The following is an 18,874-nucleotide window of genomic DNA, read 5'->3' on the forward strand; positions in this document are numbered from 1 at the left end:
TTGAGGGGAGCTCTACCAGCCGTCTGGGAGATTCCAGAGCCGTTGTCAGTTCATCCAGTCCAGGTGGACGACGACAACGTGATCATTTTGCGACGCCACGGAAACCCCGAGGGTCCCAGGCTTATTCTGAGCCACGGTAACGGCCTCGCAATCGACCTCTACTATCCGTTTTGGTCTCTCCTCAGCCGCGATTTCGATCTAATTGTTCACGACCTAAGGAATCACGGCTGGAACAAAGTCGGCACCCAGAAGGACCACAGCGTCGATACTTTTGCACGCGACCACGACCGCATTTTTGATGCGATCGCCGGTCTCTTTGGCGTGAAACCGACCGTTGGCGTCTTTCACTCCATCTCAGCCCTTGCAGGCCTTCATACGCCTTCGAAGGGAGACAACTACTCCGCTTTGGCACTCTTCGATCCGCCCCTTTGCAATCCCGGCTCCATGCACAGGGAAATGGAGTCGCGGGCTAGGAGAACAGCCGACATGCTCAGGCGGAGGACTCAATGGTTCCGGTCGAGGGAAGAGCTTGCGGCACTTCACACCAATTTGCCATATTTTCAACGGGCCGTTCCGGGGATCTTCGAACTTGTAGCGAGAACGACCCTCAAGGAGTCGGAGTCGGGCCAGGGTTTCGAGCTCCGATGTCCCTCCGAGTTCGAGGCGCAAATCTGGGACCACGCCTCGGCGTATGCGGTGTCAGTCGACTTTGGTGCCTTGAGATGTCCTGTCAAAATCGTATCCTCAGACCCCACCTCACTGGACCCGAATGCCCCGATGTTCGACTATGGTGACGCGGACATCGACCATGAGCTCTTACCTGAAACTACACATATGCTGCCACTCGAAAAACCGCAGGAGTGTGAAGTGGCCTTGCGGAGGTTTCTGATGGGGTTGGGAATCCTGTAGAACCGATTATTCCGGCCTTGAGAATCTGTCCTGATCTGCGACATTCTGCGTTAGTCGTGAATGCCCCGCGTTTCATCGGCGGACTCACACGGGGAGGGGCTGCAAATATCACTGTCCGGCCGCTACAAGCATCCTTGGCATCTGTGCGTCACGAGTCTCGTGATAACTCAAACACGACTTGCGCCACGAATTGTTGAAAACTGTTGCTGTCCCCAGGCACCAGCCCAATATGCAACGTCGAATCAGACTGCATCGCCTGCTGCACGGCCTTAGGGTCGGCGAGACGAGCGGCGGTGCGTGCCACGATGTCACGCCCGCGGGAACACCCGGCAGCCCAACTTTGTAGTAATATTAAAGGCAGGCCGAATTCATCGTGGCATTCACATCTACAGGGTAGCACGAAAGATTCCCTCTCCCCATTTGCGCGAGAACAAATTTTGCCGGGATGCCCGGCAAGTAGTCAAGAGAAGGAAGCGTGTCCATGCAAATCGGCATGTTCTATCAGATGCAGGTCCCCAGGACGTCATCCCGCTCCTACGAGGCTGACCGGTTCCTGGAAATGCTTGACCAAGTGGCCTATGCTGAAGAGATGGGCCTGACCAGCGTCTGGATGGCCGACCACCAGTTCCGTACCGAGTGGTCCCACTCCAGCGCCCCCGACGTAACCCTTGGCGCATTGAGCCAGCGCACCACCCGGATGCGTCTGGGCATCGCCGTGGTGGTGCCCCCGGTGCAGCACCCTCTCCACATCGCGGCCCGCACCGCCACTCTGGACATTCTCAGTAAGGGAAGGGTTGACTTGGGCGTGGGCCGCTCCGGCTACCCCTACCAGATGGCCGCTTTCGGTACAGACATGGAAGACGCCACCGGAATGGTGGACGAGGCCCTGGAAATCATCCCGCGGGCATGGACCGAGGGAGAGTTCACCTACCAGGGCAACCACTATAAGATTCCCTTGCGCGAGGTCCACCCCAAGCCGGTCCAGCAGCCCCACCCGCCCATCTGGCTCGGTTGCAGCCAGGAAGACACGTTCAGGAAGGCAGGACTCATGGGCCTGGGCTGCCTGGCAATGGCTGGGGGTGGAGCTACAGGATTGGCCCCTCTCGTGCAAGCCTACCGAGGCGGCATCCGGAACGCCAATCCGATCACCGGGGTTGTCCACAACCGCGTCGCTGTAAGCACCGTGGCCATCTGCGGGGAGTCGCGCAAGAAGGTGCAGGAGCGCTCCGCCGAATTGATCGACTGGTACCGCCAACAGCAAGCCCTCAGGGACGTCCGCGTGTGGAGCGAACAGGACCCGTCCCACGTTCCCGAAGACTACCAGTGGCACTACACCCGCTCCACCGCGACCGACTCACCAAAGCGCGAGGAAACATCATCCCTCGACCAGATAAGGAGTGGACGCTACTGCATCGGCGACCCCGACGACTGTATCCGCTACCTGGAAGCCTATGCCGAGGCGGGCGTGGACGAGGTCATGCCCCTGTTTCAAGTGGGCGGCATATCCCATGAGGAAGTGATGGATACGCTGCGTCTCTTCGGCAAGCACGTCATCCCCCACTTCAATGCCAAGGCAAGTTCGTCCTCCGGTAGCCCTGCAAGATAGATGGTCCCATTCCCTGGCCTGACTATTATTCCAGCGTCAGAAGGAATCCCCTGTGTTATGCGTCAACTGCGATGATACTTCATAGGCCATCCGGGACTGGGTCTGACCCATTCGTCAACTTGCTCAGATGTCTTCAACCAGAAGAGTACTTCTACACGATCTCTTCGTATATCTCCGTCTCATGAGTGGACACCAGCGCGGGGTAGATTCTTTCGAATATCTCGGTTATCGATCGCGTGGCGCGGACCTCGTTGCGTGATGCGTCGTAGGCCGCTACGGATTCCCAGCGCTGAACGGTGACCATCGTCCCGTGGGGGCCAAGTACCTTCCGGTACACGCTCAGAGGAGGAAAGCCGGCCTCAACCGTGGCCGTCTGAAGGTCTCGGAGGTGTCGCTGAAGTCCTCCCCCGCCGGGTTTTGGAGTGTAGGTTCGTCGAACGATAATCAAGAGAGTCTCCTTTGTGGTTTGAGTCAGGGGCAGACCGACTCGGTCGATCTCCAACTGCACCTCTTCTGATCAAGGGTGCCAGTTCAGTTGTACCATCGGCCTCGGTCAATGACAATAGCTTGGACACGCGGTGGCTTGGGATATATCAAACGAGTCCTCATCTGTCGTGATTACTGGAGCATTTGCAAAAGAATTGGCCAGGCTGCAACATGTGAGAATACGTTACCTGTAGGAGGATTCATGCAATGAAACTTGGACTGCGGCGGCCCGCTAAATCTCACTTGAAACAGGACTCAGAAACAAACGGCCATGTCACTGCCGCCGAAATGTACCAGGTGCAGGACTCGTACGTCCGGTTCAATCAGAGAGACCATATGGGTTCGCAGATGATCTGGGATGCCCGCTCCAAGGCTGAAAGGGACAAACTGAAAGTCAAGCAGCGACAGCTCACTGAGAAGGGACGCGTCGGATTCGATGCCTCTGCGTGGAGCCTCGAATACGCATCAGAGTCACTGCTGAATCTAATGGACTTCTCGAAGAACCAGTCGGACAGGCCAGCCAATGCCTGGCAGTCTGAAATAGAGCCCTCACCCACCGGGCGACCCGAAACTTCCCCTGAAGGGGCATCACAGATTGTGAGGAAGGCCGCCCAGATATTCGGGGCGGACCAAGTTGGCTTTGCTGAGCTGGACCGTCGCTGGGTGTACTCTCACTACTTTGACGACGAGACGAAGGATGCCTACCCCATCAAGTTCTCCGATGAGCCCGGGTACGAGCGGTACGACCAGCCCATTCGCCTCGAAGATGGAACTCGGGTCATCCCGAAGGAGATGAAGTATGTGGTAGTGATGCTCCACGAGTGGGACAAGGACATTGACGGCACGGAGTATGCACCGACTCTTCTTACCGAGGGACTCAGCACACTGGCATACGCTCGGATGGCGCCGACGCTATGGATGACGGCTGAGTTCATACGAGGGCTGGGGTACAACGCCATCCCTATGGCTAACGACACGGCCCTGAGCATCCCACTGGCTGTCGACGCGGGCCTCGGCCAGCTTGGGAGACACGGTCTTCTGATCAACCCAAAGGTGGGGTCGCGCTGCCGTATCTCCAAGATCTTCACCGACCTTCCGCTGGAGCCCGCTGGAGCCGTGGACTCGGGAATCACCGAGTTTTGCAACGCATGTCAGAAGTGTGTTCCGAAGTGTGGCACCAAAGCCATCACAACGGGCGCCCGGAGTTTCGATCCCCTGGCCAAGAGCAACTCAGAGGGAGTGCTCTCGTGGAAAGTGGATGCCGAGAAGTGCAGCACGTTCCAGATCCGTGTCGGGAGCACCTGCAGCACGTGCGTCCGCAGGTGCGCGTGGACCAAACCGCCACACAAGATGTATGCGATACCACGCTTCTTCATCAGGAACTTCCGGTGGAGGTGGCTGAACAAGACCTGGGTATGGCTGGACGATCTGGCGGGGCACGGGAAGTTCGACAAGAGGACTGATGACTTCTGGATGGCGGACCGTTGAGCGGAGTCGTCAGTCGCCTCCCTGCTGGCGGGATAGGTGGCCGTGATCAGTTCGCGGTAGCTCTCGATGCCGGGGACATTGGCGTCGGAGGTCTTGACTTCTTCTTCTCCGATGGCGACGGACCTCGCTGCCAGTTCCGCGCCGACCTGGTACTCATCCCTGATGCCGCCGCTGCGGCCTGTTGACTCTTACCTTCCATCAGCTTCTGCCTCATCAATGCTACCTGTCGATCGGTGATCAATATCCCACCTCCTGGTGGGAGTTGGTCTATCACACTAATCGGCAAAAATAGTAGTCGCTATCGGCAAAAGTAATTGTCGCGTATCACCTTTCCTTCAGATTTGAATCTCCCACCGAAAAGTTCGCAATTCGGTACGCCTTCCCCACTTTTTGAAACGTTGGATATTTACAGGTTTGAATTCAAAGCAGTCATACATACATTGGGGAACCAAAAGGGTCAATTGGCCCTATGACTGAGAATCAGACCACCAATGACAGCGGCAGTTCCGACGATCTGACCGAGTTGAATGGGCTCGTCCAGTATCAGCCAGGCCGCATATCCACTGATTACCGGAACGAGGAAAAGTAGCGGCGCAATTCTGGTGGTAGCGAGGTGTCGTTGTACCCAGTTCCACACAGACCAGGCAACGAAAACGGGCCCGATTATTACCCAGACCATAGCAAGCCAGCCCGTCGAGGAAATCGTGGACCAGTCTTGTCCCACAATTGAGTATGTGGTTAGAGCAAGCACAGGGAGCGCTGCCAATGTCGTGCCGTAGGTGATAAGTGTGAAAGGAGGATACCTGTCGATCAAAGGGCGGTTTAGCAATAAGTATCCAGCGTAGAACCCGGCAACTACCAAAGAGATAAGATCGCCCCATCCAAGTGACAGGGACGTGCGAGCCGCAACAAAAGTGACAACCCCTGCCGATGCAAGAGCGAGAGCAGCCAATGAAACGGTATTTGGAAACCTGTGCTCGACCAAGCTGTTGAAGACCACGATCCACAGTGGGACCAGCGCCAATAACAGCGACGCTGAAAAGGCACTGGTGAGGTGAAGTCCAACACTGAATCCGAAGACGTACCCACAATACCCGACGACTGAGACTATCAAAAGGCGGAGACGATCTCTTGGTTCAATTGGGTGGACGCCGCCGGTCGCCAATAGCACTAACCAACCCACGACAACCATTCCACCGAACCGGACAAAGTTGAAAGGACCGACGTCAAATTGATCGAGCGCGTGCTTTGCCAGCACGAAATTGATGGCCCAAGCGAATACCACGAAGCAGGCAACGCTCCACGCAGCAAAGGGGGCCGCTCCATGGTTTTGGCCACAACCATCTTCGTTGTACTCATTACTCTACCTCTTGCATTCTTGCTTGAAAGCCATAGCTATGGGCTCCGGCGTTGCACTGAGTTGTCGTGGCTTAGGCTAGCGGAGGGCGGCGCGGGGAAACATCCGATTGTTGCGCCCTAAATTTTTCAAAAGAGTGACCGTTAATTCAGGCTCTCAAATTGATCCACAAGCCCCTTCTGCTCCCGAAGAAATTACTAGGCAAGAAACGGATGGACGTGCGGTGGGATCCATGTTCAAATGGCGGTAAATGCGAAATAATGGGAGTTAGAAACATGACAATGCCATCTGAACAGGAAATGCGCGTAGCACTTGCGGCGCGGGACAAGGCTTACGACGACCGCTTTCTCTTTGCGGTGACTACCACGGGGGTGTTCTGCCGACCCTCGTGCGCCGCACGGCCCGCTCGACCGGAGAATCTACGGTTTTTTCCGGACGCTGACTCCGCCGTGGCTTCAGGTTTTAGGCCTTGCAAACGCTGCCGGCCAATGGACATAGCGCCGGGGTTGAGTGTGCTCGTGAAGGTCGCCCAATACATTGAAGCGCACGCCGATGAACGTCTGACGCTGGGCGGACTCTCGAAGCACGCGGGCCTTTCGCCGTCGTATTTTCAGCGCGTCTTCAAGGCGGCGTTCGGTGTTTCCCCCAAAGTTTATCAAGACGCGATTCGTATGAAGCGCTTCAAAGTGGCGTTGAAGGAAGGTGACGATGTCACCGGGGCAATCTTTTCGGCGGGTTTCGGATCCATAAGTCGAGTTTACGGCGAAGAGGTGCGCAGCCTCGGTATGACACCAAAGACCTACCGTGCTCGTGGCGTGGGAGAGACGATCGCATACGCATATCGGGATACGGCACTCGGTCCCATCATTATGGCAGCCACTGCACGAGGCGTGTGCTTCGTGCAGTTTGGCAAGGATTTGGAGAACCTTCTCGAACAGCTGCGAGCGGAGTTTCCGAAGGCAAGACTTATCGCCTCAGCCGCGCAAGACTCCCCTGAGCTCGACGTTTGGATTGAGGCTCTGGATGCACACATCAACCAAGGCACGCCTCGACCCGACCTGCCGCTCGATATGTACGGGACCGCCTTTCAAATGAAGGTTTGGCGGTTTCTCTTAAGTGTGAGAGAGGGAGACGTGATCAGTTATGGTGACCTTGCGGCACGAATCGAAAAGCCGAAAGCGATTCGAGCCGTTGCTTCCGCTTGTGCAGCCAACCGCATTGGTGTGCTGGTACCTTGCCATCGGGTATTGCGTGGAAATGGTGAGCTTGGCGGCTATCGCGGGGGTGTTGAGCGAAAACGCGCCCTGCTCGATAGGGAGCGACGAAGTGCGGTACGAGTGAAATGAGTATAGAAGCCTCATACACAACAATCGGCTGGAAGTATGTATCGAAGGCGATGCATAAGGGGGGACTATGAGGCCGCCGCACCCTTTCTGATCAGAACCTCCCACCGGAAAGTTCGCAATTCAGTACGCCTTGGCCCACCACTTGCGCCACTCACGATACGAATAACGCCCCCTTTATGTTGGCGTTGAGACGACCTGGATTTCGATGCGATTCCTTAAAGACGTGGCGGAACAGTTTATGCTGATGGGGAAACTCCTCTATCTGTACACTCTGAAGTTCCTGCTCATCATCGCGCGAGACCTGCTCGGCGGTATCATCGCCATCGGATTCACGCGATCCGTCCTAATCCTGCTTATCGCCATGACCATTCTCGTATGGTATCTAACGCTGCTCGCAAACGGCTAGGCGTACTATTCTCGACAGGCGCATCACACCAGCGCGTTATGCCCCGTTATGTCGCGCCCCAGTATCAGAGTGTGTACGTCGTAGGTGCCCTCGTAGGTGTCAACCGTCTCTAGGTTGAGCATGTGGCGTATCGTCGGATGCTCCAGCGTTATGCCACTGCCTCCCAGAATCTCGCGCGAACTGCGTGCGGCGTCCAGAGCGGCGCGAACATTGCGGCGCTTCGCCATTGACACATGCGTGTGGTTCATTGTGCCCGCATCCTTCATCTCGCCCAGACGCCACGCCAGCAGCAGCCCGTTGGTGTGGTCGGTAATCATATCCACCAGCTTCGTCTGCACCAGCTGGCGCGATGCGATAGGCTTGGCGAATGTGCTGCGTGACTGTGAGAACGACAGGGCGTCTTCATACACGGCTTCCAGCGAACCCAGCGCGCCCCAAGCGATACCGTAGCGCGCCTGAGTCAGGCATGACAGCGGCGCAGACAGCCCGCGAGTTGCGGGCAGCATCTGCGACGCGGGTATGCGCACCTCGTCCATCACCAGCTCACTGGTTACGGATGCGCGCATGCTCATCTTGTGCTTGATTTCGTTCGCCTGAAAGCCGAGCGTGTCCGTCGGGACGATGAACCCGCGCACCACATCATCGTCGTCCTTCGCCCAGATGATGGCGATGTCCGCGATGTTGCCGTTGGTAATCCACATCTTCACGCCGTTGAGGATGTACGACTCGCCGTCCTTGCGCGCGCGGGTCTTCATTGCGCCGGGGTCGGAGCCGCCGTCGTGCTCGGTCAGCCCGAAGCAGCCGACCATCGATCCGGCAGCGAGCTGCGGCAGGTATTCGTGCTTCTGCTCTTCGGAACCGTAGCGGTATATCGGGTACATCACGAGCGCGCCCTGCACACTGGCGAAGCTGCGGAAGCCGGAGTCGATGCGCTCCAGTTCGTACATAATCAGCCCATACGCGACATTGCCGATACCGCTCGCGCCGTACTCGACGGGCAAGTTCGCGCCGAGAAAGCCCATCTCGCCAAATTTGGGCACGAGGTGCTTGGGGAATTCGCCGCTCTCCCACCAGTCCAGCACACCGGCGGCGGCTTCGGCTTCCATAAAGTCGCGCGCGACCGTCTGCGTCTGCTTATCCTCCGGCGAAAGCGCATCCGCTATCTGATAGTAGTCGAGCATTGTTGCAAGTCCCTTTCTTGCCACTGTGTTGACAGAGCATCCGTAAGTAGTGTTACTGTTTAACAGTGGAAAATGGTAACACACAGCGGCTCGAAAGCGTGAATAAAGGAGGAAGGAAATGGCAGCGTATGTAATCGCAGATGTAGAAGTAACGGACGAGGCACTCTTCGACGAATACCGCAAGCTAGTGCCTGCGACGGTCGAATCATTCGGCGGCAGGTACATCGTGCGCGGCGGCGCGAGCGAAGTCGTCGAAGGCAACCAAACGCCGCACCGCACGGTCATCATCGAGTTCCCAAGTTTCGAGCAGGCAAGAGCCTGGCACGCATCAGACGAATACGCCAACCCCAAGCAAATGCGAATCGACTCCACTAACAGCAACGTGATGATAGTTGACGGCGTGTAGGCGCCTGACGGCGGCCGACTTCTCGCGTTAAATGCTTGTATAATCTCCCCTGACTGCTTCGGCAGCAGGGTGCGAAGCCGCCCCGTAAGGCGGCTTCAGCTTTTATGTGGGCGAGGTTTTCGATGAAAACCAACTTCTATGTTTCTATAATGGTGCGGGAAAGCCAACCAGATACAAGTGGCTAGATTTGTCAATATTGTTTGAACTGTATTTCCCCAACTCCCATAGAAATTGTGAGAAGGGAACTAGGATTGAAAGTCGGATCGCTACATCCGCAGTTGAACACACAGGTACGCCCCAGTCAGGCGTTAAGGCAATCTGTGGATTTCTATCGAAGCATACGCGCAGGTCCCCCGTCTAGCAGCCTCTTCCCCAACACGCTCACCGATGCTACTGGCACATTCCGAAAGCCCGCGCGCTGGTAGGGCACGACATCCTGCCCACGCTGTCCATCCATGTCAGTTTACATCTACGCCCGCAGCGCCGCTGCCACTTCGCGCGCTTGTTTGGCGCCGCGTTCTGCGAATACGCTGCACACACCGGTGTATGCCGTTGGGTCTAGTAGGGATTGGATTTGCTCCGCCGTCAGGTTTGCGCTTACTTCGGGTTCTTCGGCTAGGCATTCGGCGAACGACCTGCCTTCGATGAACGACGCCTGCGCCGCTTCGTACACTGCGTCATGCGCCTTCTGCCTGCCCAATTGCCTGCCGAGTTCGAGCATTATCGCCTCGGACATTATCAGTCCGCCGCTCAGGTCGAGGTTCTGCCGCATGCGCTCCGGAAATACGCGTATGCCATCGAACAGGCTGACCATGCGCTGAAGTATATCGCCTGTGAGGACGCACGCGTCATTGAGCGCCTTGTCAATCATCACGCTCGTCGTGCGGTCGGCTTCGTGTTCGGTCTGCATCGCTTCGAGCGCGAGCGGCACGATGGCGCGTACCTGCGCGGCGCCGGCTACGATGTCCTGCGCCAGCTTCGGGTTGCGCTTCTGCGGCATCGTGCTGCTGCCCACAGTTCCCTCCGGAACCGGCTCCTCGACCTCGCCGAACTCCTGCTTCATCTGCGTATAGACTTCCCTGCCGATTTTGCTGCAGGTGGCGGCGAGCAGCGCGAGGATGGTTATGTACTCGGTGAGATGGTCGCCGATGGTGCGGCTTGGGTTGGACATGGAGGACATGCCGAGCCGTTCCGCGATGCCGTCTTGTATCTCCAAGCCTATCTCGCCCAGCGACGCCAGCGTGCCAGCACCGCCGCCGAGCATCGCGACGAACACGCGGCTTTCGCAACCGCGCAGACGATCCACATGGCGGCACAGTTCGTCGATCCACACGGACACCTTATAGCCGTATGTAGCGGGAACGGCGTGCTGTCCGTGCGTGCGGCCGGGCAATGCGGCGTCCTTCGTCTCTTCCGCAAGGTCTGCGAGCTGTGTCAGCAAATCGGCAATCTGGCTCAGGAACACGTTATGCGCACGCCGCATGTTCAGCAGCTTGCCCGTCTGCGTGATGTTCTGCGTGGTCGCTCCCCAGTGGATATATCCGCCGGCGTCTCCATCGCAGATACGGTCCAACTCCCAGACCATCGGCACGAGCGGATGCCCGGTGCGCGCAAGACCTTCGCGGATATTGTCCATATTTAGAAGTTCGTACCGCGCCTTGCGCTCGATCTCTTCTGCGGCATATTCCGGGATGATGCCGAGTTCTGCCTGAGCCTGCGCGAGCGCGACTTCGACATCGAGCCAAGCCTGTATGCGCGACGCCTCGCCGAATATGTCGTGGATGCCGGGGTCGCCGACACGGAACGAGGTAGGTTCGCTTTGCATGATTTTCCTCCGATGTGATTCGACATTGATATTGAAGCGAATAATAGGGACTTGGAACGGTTGGTATGCTAACACACTGCGCCGGCAAGATGCGCCGCGCAGTCATCATTTGCATTTTCCTGCCGTCTGTATCATCATTAGCCAAACGATATAGGACGATTTATATTCTTATGCGTATTTGAGAAACAACCTCAAATTCGAATGGAGATAATTGAATGCGTAATCTGCTGGCTGGTATAAATTGGAAATCGGCGGCGCTTCTGCTTGCGGCGGTAAGCGCGCTGCTTGCGCTGATGATGTGGATGCCTGCAAGCAGCGACCGCGCTCATGCGCAGACGCCGGACGGGGATGGGCTGATTTTCGAAAACATGGACGAATGGCTTAATGAGCTCGCGCGACAACACGCGAACGGAGAGTTCATTTCGAGCACCTTCTCGGGGAACGGCATCACGAGCGACGGCGGCTCCGTAGGCGTAATTTTCCATACGGAAAGCGGAACTTCGGAAGGCGTGCGGGACTTTCTGCTGCAGAACGGGGCTTCGCCGGGTCCCGCGTTCGACGAATTCGTCGGGGCGAACGTGCCGGTCAGCTTGCTGGCTGAAGCGTCGCGGCAGGACGGCGTGAACTGGATGCAGACAGACTTCCCGCCACGCGCGCTCGATGACGATTCCGATGGCGGAGAAGCAATCAGACACGGCGTCGATGTATGGCACGCCGCGGGACTAAAAGGGGCGGGCGTGAAAATCGCGGTGATACACTTCGGTTTCGAGGGAATTCAGGACCTGATGGGGACGGAATTGCCGCAGACGGTGACGGCAAGATGTTACACGGGATACGGCGCCTACGAGACCGCCATCGAACACTGCGAGAAAGGACAAGCCGGCGGAACCACCAGGCTGCAAAGGATATTCGACGTTGCGCCCGACGCAACATACTACATCATCACGATAACGGACAGGGTGGACTTGTACGACGCAGCGCATTGGATGGGAGAGGAGGGGATAGACATAGTCAACAACTCGATTATATGGATTTACTCGGGACCCGGCGATGGCACATCTCCCTATTTCCTAAGCGAACTCAGCAGCGTGGACATTGCGATAGAAGGCGGAGTTACATGGGTCATGCCTGCGGGCAACGATGCCCAAGCAACTTGGTTCGGCGCATTTCGCGACGACGACGACGACGGCTACCACGAATTCGACGACGGCAATGAATGCAATGGAGTCGAAGCGCGACAACCTGGCGGTTGGGCTTATGTGGGCGTGATTCGATGGGAAGGCAAGTGGACTGGACCGGTCGATCCGCTGACGAACAGAGACTTGCAACTGCAAATGGTCGACGAAGAGACTTCGACTCTCCTCAGGCGGAGTCACCGCTCCTTCCGCGTGATAAACGCACCGATAGAATACTTATACTTCTTCCCCGCCCCGGATAGGAATTACTGTCTCAGGGTGAAATTGGTTGAGGGAACGGCGCCGAACTGGATACAAGTGCAGTCATTCTTCGGCCAAGAGTTAGAGCAGCCTAGCCTTTCCGGCGGCATCGTAAGCCCGGCGGAGAGCAACAACCCCGGCATGATTTCAGTAGGCGCCGCTTCACCGGACAACCCTGACGAAATCTGGGAGCGCAGCAGCCGCGGCCCCGCGCCGGAGCCGTGGCCCAGGGGCAGGATCAAGCCTGAGCTAGTTGCAGGGCTCAGATTCGACGCCACCCAGCCCCTATCAATGCGGGGAACAGGCTGGGCAGCCGCCTATGTAGCCGGCATCGCGGCGCTCGTAAAGCAGCGCTTCCCGGAGTACAGCCCCGAAGAGGTCGCCGACTATCTGAAGTCTAACGCCGAAGACAAGGGCGAACCCGGCCCGGACAACACCTGGGGCTACGGACAGGCGACGCTGCCCGCGTCTGACGCCGCCGCGCCGCTCGACCCGGACGCCTGCATACAGCGGATTTACGGCAGTCACACCATCGAGGCAAGCTGGGACGACAACTGCCTGTCCGAGAACAGGCCGGACGGCGATGAAGGGACCGGCGAAGGCGACTACTACGCGCGCTTCTACACGCTCGCGGTGGGGGCGGGCAAGAGGCTGACAATCGACCTGACCTCGGATCACGACGCGTACCTGTACCTGATGCGGGGCGAGGGCAGAGAAGGCTCGATTGCGGCGAGCAACGACGACAGCGTGCCGTATATCGATTTCAACTCCCGCATAGTGATAGACGGATTGAGGGCAGGCGAATACACGATAGAGGCAACGACGTATGAGCCTGAGAAAAGCGGCGCATTCACGCTTGTCGTGCAGATAGACGATACGGACACCGAGCCGGAGCCTGCGCCGGCGCCAAGTGGACCGTTCACCGAGTTCAGCCGCGGCACAGACCATGCATGCGCCCTGCGCTCCGATGGCAGGATAGCGTGCTGGGGTGATGACGAACACGGCCAGGCATCGCCGCCGGCCGGCCGATTCAGCGCCGTAAGCGGCGGTGAGAATGGCAGCTGCGCGCTGCGCGACGACGGCGCGGCGATATGCTGGGGCATCTTCGAGGTCAGTCCTTCGTTTGACGACACAGCATCGGGTCCGTTCACGGAGGTGAGCCGCGGCGCAGACCATGCATGCGCGCTGGGCGCCGCCGGCGCGATAACCTGCTGGGGCGCGAACTCGCATGGGCAGGCATCGCCGCCGGACGGCGAATTCAGCGCCATCCACAGCAGCATAGGCGGCAGTTGCGCACTGCGAAGCGACAACGCCCTAGTCTGCTGGGGAAGCTTCGATGTCAGACCGTAGAGAGTAACGCGGCACGACTCCGCATCTTAATCACAGCCTGCCATCATGCCGACACACGGCGTAAGGGCGACTCTTGTGGTTGCCCTTACGCTCAGCGGCGGAATTTGATGCGCTTGAACGCCTCGGCGAATTGAATGCCCATGCCCTTGCCGCGTTCGCGCTTCCATGCGCCCATGCGCTCGTGCGCCCAAGCCGCGTCGTGCCCGTCCATCTGTGACACATGCTCCATCAGCGCGTTGATGGAAGTGTCCATGTGCTGCGTTACATCCACAAACAAGTCAGGCTCCGGATGACCCATAATCCAAACTTCGGCGACTTTGTGCGGTTCGAAGCCTGCCTCTAGCAGGTCGGGGAATGTCATGTGGTCGCGCGCGGTGGGGAATACGGCTTGCAGCGCGGCTTCGCCCGCCGCGATGTGGTCGGGATGCCCGACGCCAAAGCCGCCGTCCAGGTTGCGCATCGGGTACATCGTGATGAGCACATCAGGCTTGTGGCGGCGTATCTCGCGCGTGATGTCTTTGCGCAGCTCCAACGTGGGCTGCAGCAGGCTGTCCTCGTAGTCTAGAAACACCACATCCTTGAGACCGAGCACCTTGCCCGCGTTAATCTGCTCTTGGCGGCGAATTGCGGCGAGTTCCGCCTGCGTGATTTCGCGGTCGCTGCTGCCCTTGCTGCCGTCCGTGCACATCACATACACCATTTCCCAGCCCTCGGCGCAAAGCTTCGCCACCGTGCCGGAGCAGCCGTATTCTGCGTCGTCGGCATGCGCTATAACCACCATACCACGCGAAAATTGTTCTTCGTTATTATCCGTAGTTGTCATGTTGTGCTGCCTACTCCGTATCTAATTTTGTCCAATGTTCAAACAAGAGTGTATCCAATCCTCCGAGCATTAGTCCAGCAAACAGGAAAATCACCATGCCCCACATCCTATACATCCTGTCTATCCCGTTCATCCTGTTATATTTCGCATGTCTGCGATAGACTATGCACCGAGTAAATCCGGTATTTATCAGAGGTGCGTCTTGCAGGCAGAATCCGAAATGCGATATGACGGCGCGCTGTCCGACCTGCGCGTGCTGGACTTCACGCACTACATCGCCGGACCGTACACGACCAAGTTGCTGGCGGACTACGGCGCCGATGTGTTGAAGGTCGAACGCCCCGAAATCGGCGATGGCGCGCGCCGCATGGGCCCGTTCCCCGGCGATGTGCCGCACATCGAAAAGAGTGGCACTTTCCTGCACCTCAACACGAACAAGCGCAGCATCACGCTCAATCTGAAGTCGCAGCAGGCGCAGGACATCATCAAGCGGCTGGTCAAAAATGTCGATGTGGTCGTGGAGAGCTTTCGTCCGGGGCAGATGGCGGCATACGGGCTGGACTACGCCGCGCTGCGCGCCATCAATCCGCAGATTGTCGTAACATCCATATCCAACTTCGGGCAGACCGGCCCGTACCGCGATTTCCGGTCATCGGACTTGATGATATACGGCATGGGCGGCGAGATGTATTCCACCGGGCTGGAAGACCGTGAGCCGCTGAAACTCGGCGAGAACGTGGTGCTGTATCAGGCGGGCGCAATAGCAGCTACAGCCACGATGGGAGCGGTCTTCGCGATTGGCAGCCAGCATGTGGATGTGTCGCTGATGGAGACGCAGGTCGGCACGATAGACCGCCGCATGAGCATGCTGCTCGCGTACCAGTACAATGGCGAAATCTCTAAGCGCAGCGCGACAGCCACAGCGGGCGGTTACCCCAACGGCGTGTTCATCTGCCAAGACGGCTATGTGCAGATTGCGGGCGGGCGCAACTATTTCGACCGCGTAGTGGCGATGATGGGCGCGCCCGACGAACTGCTAGACGAACGCTGGTACGCGCCCGAAGCACAGTACGACCCGGAGCTTAAAGACGAATTCAGCGCATACTTCATCCCTTGGTGCCTCGAGCGCACAAAGCGCGAAATCTGGCAAGCGGCACAAGAAGCCGGCGTGCTGAGCGCCCCCATTAACGCCGCGTCCGACCTAATCAACGACACGGGAATCCAAAGTCGCGGCGCCTTCGCTGAAATCGATCATCCCGCCGCCGGCAGCCTGCTATACCCGGGCCGTCCCTTCATAATGCAAGAATCGCCCTGGTCAGTTCGCCGCCCCGCCCCCCTGCTTGGTGAGCACACGGAAGAAGTGCTCACCGCGCTAGGCTACGCAAAAGACGACATCGAACAGTTGCGGCGGCAGGGCGTCATTTGAGAGGCTCACACAAAATGATTGGATAGGGGAAGGTGATTGGATGGGGGAAGGTTACAAGGGGTGAAAATGGCAGACCACAAAAAACTGCCGCTCGAAGGCATTCGCATATTGGATATGACCGTCGTCTGGGCGGGCACTTACTGCGCCACGCTGCTCGCCGACTTAGGCGCGGAGGTCATACGCTTAGAATCGATCAAGCGGCTGCCGCCCATCACGCGCGGATACATCCCGTATCCGCCAAAGGAAGTCATCGAAGGGCTGCCGGCGTTCGTCGCGGCGATGCCCGGACGCGAACCCGGCAAGCGCCCTTGGAATCGCTACCCGCTGTTCAACGCGCACGGGCGCAATAAACTCGGCATCACAGTCGATCTCACGCAGCCATCCGGCATGGATATATTCAAGCGTCTGGTTGCCGTCAGCGACGCCTTCGTGGAGAACAATGTCACCGAGACGATGGACAAACTCGGCATATCGTACGAGATGATGCGCGACATTAATCCCCGCATTGTGATGCTGCGCATGCCCGCATACGGCAACACCGGCGCGTATCGCAACTTCCGCTCGCTAGGCGTCCACATGGAGGGCGTCATCGGACACACCATCGTGCGCGGATACGAAGATATGGACCAGTCGTCCAGCACTAATGTGTACGCTGCGGACGCTGCGGGCGGCGCGCAGGGAGCGTTCGCCATGCTCGCCGCCCTGCACTTCCGCAAGCGCACCGGCAAGGGGCAGCTTATCGAACTGGCGCAGGCGGAGAACATGATCTCCTACACCGGACAATTCTTCATGGACTACGCGATGAACGGTCGCGACAGCGGCACGATAGGCAACCGCCACACGAGCGCCGTTCAGGGTTGCTATCCGTGCGCCGGCGACGACCGCTGGGTGAACATCACGCTGTACGACGATGACAACTGGGCGGCGTTCCGCAACGCCATAGGCAGCCCCGCATGGACGGACGACGACCGATTCGCCACGCACTCAGCCCGCTACGAAAACCAGCGCGCGATGGACGCGCACATCGCCGATTGGACACGCCGGCACGACCACTACGAAGTGATGCACTGCCTGCAGGCGGTAGGCATCGCCGCCGGTCCCGTTATGGACCAGAAAGACGCCTTCGCCGACCCGCACCTGCAAGAACGCGGCATGTTCGAGGAGGTGTATCACGAAGACGTGGACGGCTCGCACCTGTACGTGGGCGCGCCCTACAAGATGTCTGACATGCCCATAACAATACGCAGCGGTCCGGTCCAACTAGGCGCGGACAACGAGTATGTCTATAAGAAGGTGCTGGGCGTGAGCGACAAAGAGTACGCAGAGTTCGAGCGGCAAGGGCATATCGGCATGGATTTCCCGCACGATGGGGAATAGGCGAGCCTGAAGAGCGCTCGAAAGCCCTCGCGTCAATGGCTGACTAACGACAACGGACACATCGCCTAGCCTATTCCAACGGCGGTATCACGCCGCCCGCCCGCAGCGAGTCTATCTCATCCACTTCATATCCCAACTCCAGAAGCACCGCCTCCGTCTCCTCGCCAAATGTGGGCGTTGTGCCTAGCATTGGTTGCGTCTTGCTTAGGCGCGGCGCGACTCCGGCGTGCGTAACTTGCCCTAGCCCTGCGACATCTTCATTGACGATAAGTCCGCGCTCTCGCGGATAGTCGTCGTTTAGGATGCGGTCGATGTCGTCGTTGCGCGCCGCGTCAATACCGGCGGCGCTTAGGTCGTTCAGCCAGTCCGCGACAGTTCGCGTGAGGAATACCGCGCCAAGTTCTTCGCACAGCGCGGCGTCGTTCTGCGTTCGCAGCGCGTCAGTGGCAAACTCATCCCGCGCTGACAGATGCTCGAACGCGGGCATATTCATCAGCGCGTCCCAACCTGCATCAGCGATGACAAGCCAGCCGTCCGCCGCTTCGTACAACCCGTTGAGCGCGTTTGACCCGCGCGCGTCCAGTCCCTCGGCTTCGTTGCGCTCGTAGCCGTCGTGGTCGATGAGAAACGGAGACGAGAATGTGGACCCTGTCTGCGCCAGCGATGTGTGCACGAACTGCCCCTTGCCCGTGCGCCGCCGGTGCAGCAGTGCAAGCATCACGGCGTACGCGCCCATCAACCCTGTGCCGTAGTCGTTGAAGGTATAGGGCGAGTGGATGGGCTTTTCGCCGCGTCCGCCATTGCGAACCTGCACGCCGGTCGCCGCCTGCGCGTTCTGCTCGTAGCCCGGGCGATTCGCCCAATCGCCATCCTGCCCGAACGCGTTGATGGCGAGATACACGATGTCCGGCTTGCGCTCGCGAAGCTGCTCATAGCCGATTCCCAGACGCTCTGCGACGCCTTTGCGGAATCCGCCCAGCACGACATCGGCGGTATCAACCAGCCGCAGAAAGACTTCAAGCCCTTCCGGCTTAGTGATGTCGAGGCAGATGCTGCGCTTGCCCCTGCCCACATCGGAGAGCTGGCGGTCGGACGGCGGTCGAAGCCAGCTGTCAATCTTAATGACCTCCGCGCCATACTCCGCAAGCGTTCTGCCGCAAGTCGGCCCCGCGAGAATGATGCACAAGTCAAGCACCCGTATTCCACTAAGCGGCATATTCATCCTGGCTGCCTCCGTTGTTCTAGCGGCGTTTAGTATTACAGCATCGCAGTAAAGCTCCAGCCTGTTGCGAATAGGATAACAGACATAATTGCTAATTGTGCTTTGCTTATGGCAGATATTGCTTATACGCGCTGCCCACAACTTGCCCCAAGAGCGCGCCGTTGAGTATAATGATTGCCGCAAAGTCAGCGCAAAGTCAGCAAATAATACCGGCAGCGAATTGCACGCGG

Annotated in this window: 14 protein-coding genes; 9 read left to right on the forward strand and 5 right to left on the reverse strand. The window is 58.3% G+C overall.

Going from position 1 to position 18,874, the window contains the following annotated elements:
* From F4X57_09235 to F4X57_09245, 3 genes are all read left to right on the forward strand, one after another.
* Positions 1-909, forward strand: coding sequence for an alpha/beta hydrolase (locus F4X57_09235; GenBank protein MYC07336.1), 909 nt, complete (start codon positions 1-3; stop codon positions 907-909).
* Between the two features lie 481 nt (positions 910-1,390).
* Positions 1,391-2,515 carry an LLM class flavin-dependent oxidoreductase gene (locus F4X57_09240; protein MYC07337.1) on the forward strand — a complete coding sequence of 375 codons (1,125 nt, stop codon included), beginning with the start codon at positions 1,391-1,393 and terminating at the stop codon, positions 2,513-2,515.
* Positions 2,516-3,208: 693 nt separating this feature from the next.
* Complete coding sequence (locus tag F4X57_09245; protein ID MYC07338.1) at positions 3,209-4,489, forward strand: reductive dehalogenase; 1,281 nt, start codon at positions 3,209-3,211, stop codon at positions 4,487-4,489.
* A gap of 457 nt (positions 4,490-4,946) precedes the next feature.
* On the opposite strand, the gene F4X57_09250 is transcribed toward F4X57_09245, so the two are convergent.
* Complete coding sequence (locus tag F4X57_09250) at positions 4,947-5,774, reverse strand: DMT family transporter (GenBank protein MYC07339.1); 828 nt, start codon at positions 5,772-5,774, stop codon at positions 4,947-4,949.
* A gap of 347 nt (positions 5,775-6,121) precedes the next feature.
* On the opposite strand from F4X57_09250, the gene F4X57_09255 reads away from it, so the two are divergent.
* Together F4X57_09255 and F4X57_09260 are read left to right on the forward strand one after the other, a co-directional pair.
* Positions 6,122-7,192 carry a methylated-DNA--[protein]-cysteine S-methyltransferase gene (locus tag F4X57_09255; protein MYC07340.1) on the forward strand — a complete coding sequence of 357 codons (1,071 nt, stop codon included), beginning with the start codon at positions 6,122-6,124 and terminating at the stop codon, positions 7,190-7,192.
* A gap of 205 nt (positions 7,193-7,397) precedes the next feature.
* Entirely contained in the window at positions 7,398-7,598 is a 201-nt protein-coding gene (locus F4X57_09260) for a hypothetical protein (protein MYC07341.1), read from the forward strand.
* Between the two features lie 23 nt (positions 7,599-7,621).
* On the opposite strand, the gene F4X57_09265 is transcribed toward F4X57_09260, so the two are convergent.
* Complete coding sequence (locus F4X57_09265; GenBank protein ID MYC07342.1) at positions 7,622-8,779, reverse strand: acyl-CoA dehydrogenase; 1,158 nt, start codon at positions 8,777-8,779, stop codon at positions 7,622-7,624.
* Between the two features lie 118 nt (positions 8,780-8,897).
* Here F4X57_09265 and F4X57_09270 point away from each other — a divergent pair, with 118 nt between their 5' ends.
* Positions 8,898-9,185, forward strand: coding sequence for a DUF1330 domain-containing protein (locus F4X57_09270; protein ID MYC07343.1), 288 nt, complete (start codon positions 8,898-8,900; stop codon positions 9,183-9,185).
* A gap of 469 nt (positions 9,186-9,654) precedes the next feature.
* On the opposite strand, the gene F4X57_09275 is transcribed toward F4X57_09270, so the two are convergent.
* Entirely contained in the window at positions 9,655-11,010 is a 1,356-nt protein-coding gene (locus F4X57_09275) for an adenylosuccinate lyase family protein (protein MYC07344.1), read from the reverse strand.
* Positions 11,011-11,225: 215 nt separating this feature from the next.
* Here F4X57_09275 and F4X57_09280 point away from each other — a divergent pair, with 215 nt between their 5' ends.
* Positions 11,226-13,796, forward strand: a complete 2,571-nt coding sequence (locus F4X57_09280) for a S8 family serine peptidase (protein MYC07345.1) — start codon at positions 11,226-11,228, stop codon at positions 13,794-13,796.
* 91 nt (positions 13,797-13,887) lie between these two features.
* Here the strand turns inward: F4X57_09280 and F4X57_09285 are convergent, their stop codons facing one another.
* Entirely contained in the window at positions 13,888-14,619 is a 732-nt protein-coding gene (locus F4X57_09285) for a PIG-L family deacetylase (GenBank protein ID MYC07346.1), read from the reverse strand.
* Positions 14,620-14,767: 148 nt separating this feature from the next.
* Here F4X57_09285 and F4X57_09290 point away from each other — a divergent pair, with 148 nt between their 5' ends.
* Together F4X57_09290 and F4X57_09295 are read left to right on the forward strand one after the other, a co-directional pair.
* Positions 14,768-16,045, forward strand: a complete 1,278-nt coding sequence (locus tag F4X57_09290) for a CoA transferase (protein MYC07347.1) — start codon at positions 14,768-14,770, stop codon at positions 16,043-16,045.
* 66 nt (positions 16,046-16,111) lie between these two features.
* Entirely contained in the window at positions 16,112-17,422 is a 1,311-nt protein-coding gene (locus F4X57_09295) for a CoA transferase (GenBank protein ID MYC07348.1), read from the forward strand.
* Between the two features lie 70 nt (positions 17,423-17,492).
* On the opposite strand, the gene F4X57_09300 is transcribed toward F4X57_09295, so the two are convergent.
* Positions 17,493-18,644, reverse strand: coding sequence for a CoA transferase (locus F4X57_09300; protein ID MYC07349.1), 1,152 nt, complete (start codon positions 18,642-18,644; stop codon positions 17,493-17,495).
* Positions 18,645-18,874 lie beyond the last annotated feature (230 nt).

This window comes from Chloroflexota bacterium, from assembly GCA_009840355.1.
GTDB lineage: Bacteria > Chloroflexota > Dehalococcoidia > Lucifugimonadales > JADFKI01 > Bin90.

What these genes read in the sequence shown, in the direction of transcription:
- F4X57_09280 (MYC07345.1), top strand. Translation starts at nt 11,226, where the DNA reads ATGCGTAATCTGCTGGCTGGTATAAATTGGAAATCGGCGGCGCTTCTG.
- F4X57_09275 (MYC07344.1), bottom strand. Translation starts at nt 11,010, where the DNA reads ATGCAAAGCGAACCTACCTCGTTCCGTGTCGGCGACCCCGGCATCCAC.
- F4X57_09265 (MYC07342.1), bottom strand. Translation starts at nt 8,779, where the DNA reads ATGCTCGACTACTATCAGATAGCGGATGCGCTTTCGCCGGAGGATAAG.
- F4X57_09290 (MYC07347.1), top strand. Translation starts at nt 14,768, where the DNA reads ATGTCTGCGATAGACTATGCACCGAGTAAATCCGGTATTTATCAGAGG.
- F4X57_09270 (MYC07343.1), top strand. Translation starts at nt 8,898, where the DNA reads ATGGCAGCGTATGTAATCGCAGATGTAGAAGTAACGGACGAGGCACTC.
- F4X57_09300 (MYC07349.1), bottom strand. Translation starts at nt 18,644, where the DNA reads ATGAATATGCCGCTTAGTGGAATACGGGTGCTTGACTTGTGCATCATT.
- F4X57_09240 (MYC07337.1), top strand. Translation starts at nt 1,391, where the DNA reads ATGCAAATCGGCATGTTCTATCAGATGCAGGTCCCCAGGACGTCATCC.
- F4X57_09260 (MYC07341.1), top strand. Translation starts at nt 7,398, where the DNA reads ATGCGATTCCTTAAAGACGTGGCGGAACAGTTTATGCTGATGGGGAAA.
- F4X57_09295 (MYC07348.1), top strand. Translation starts at nt 16,112, where the DNA reads ATGGCAGACCACAAAAAACTGCCGCTCGAAGGCATTCGCATATTGGAT.
- F4X57_09255 (MYC07340.1), top strand. Translation starts at nt 6,122, where the DNA reads ATGACAATGCCATCTGAACAGGAAATGCGCGTAGCACTTGCGGCGCGG.
- F4X57_09245 (MYC07338.1), top strand. Translation starts at nt 3,209, where the DNA reads ATGAAACTTGGACTGCGGCGGCCCGCTAAATCTCACTTGAAACAGGAC.
- F4X57_09285 (MYC07346.1), bottom strand. Translation starts at nt 14,619, where the DNA reads ATGACAACTACGGATAATAACGAAGAACAATTTTCGCGTGGTATGGTG.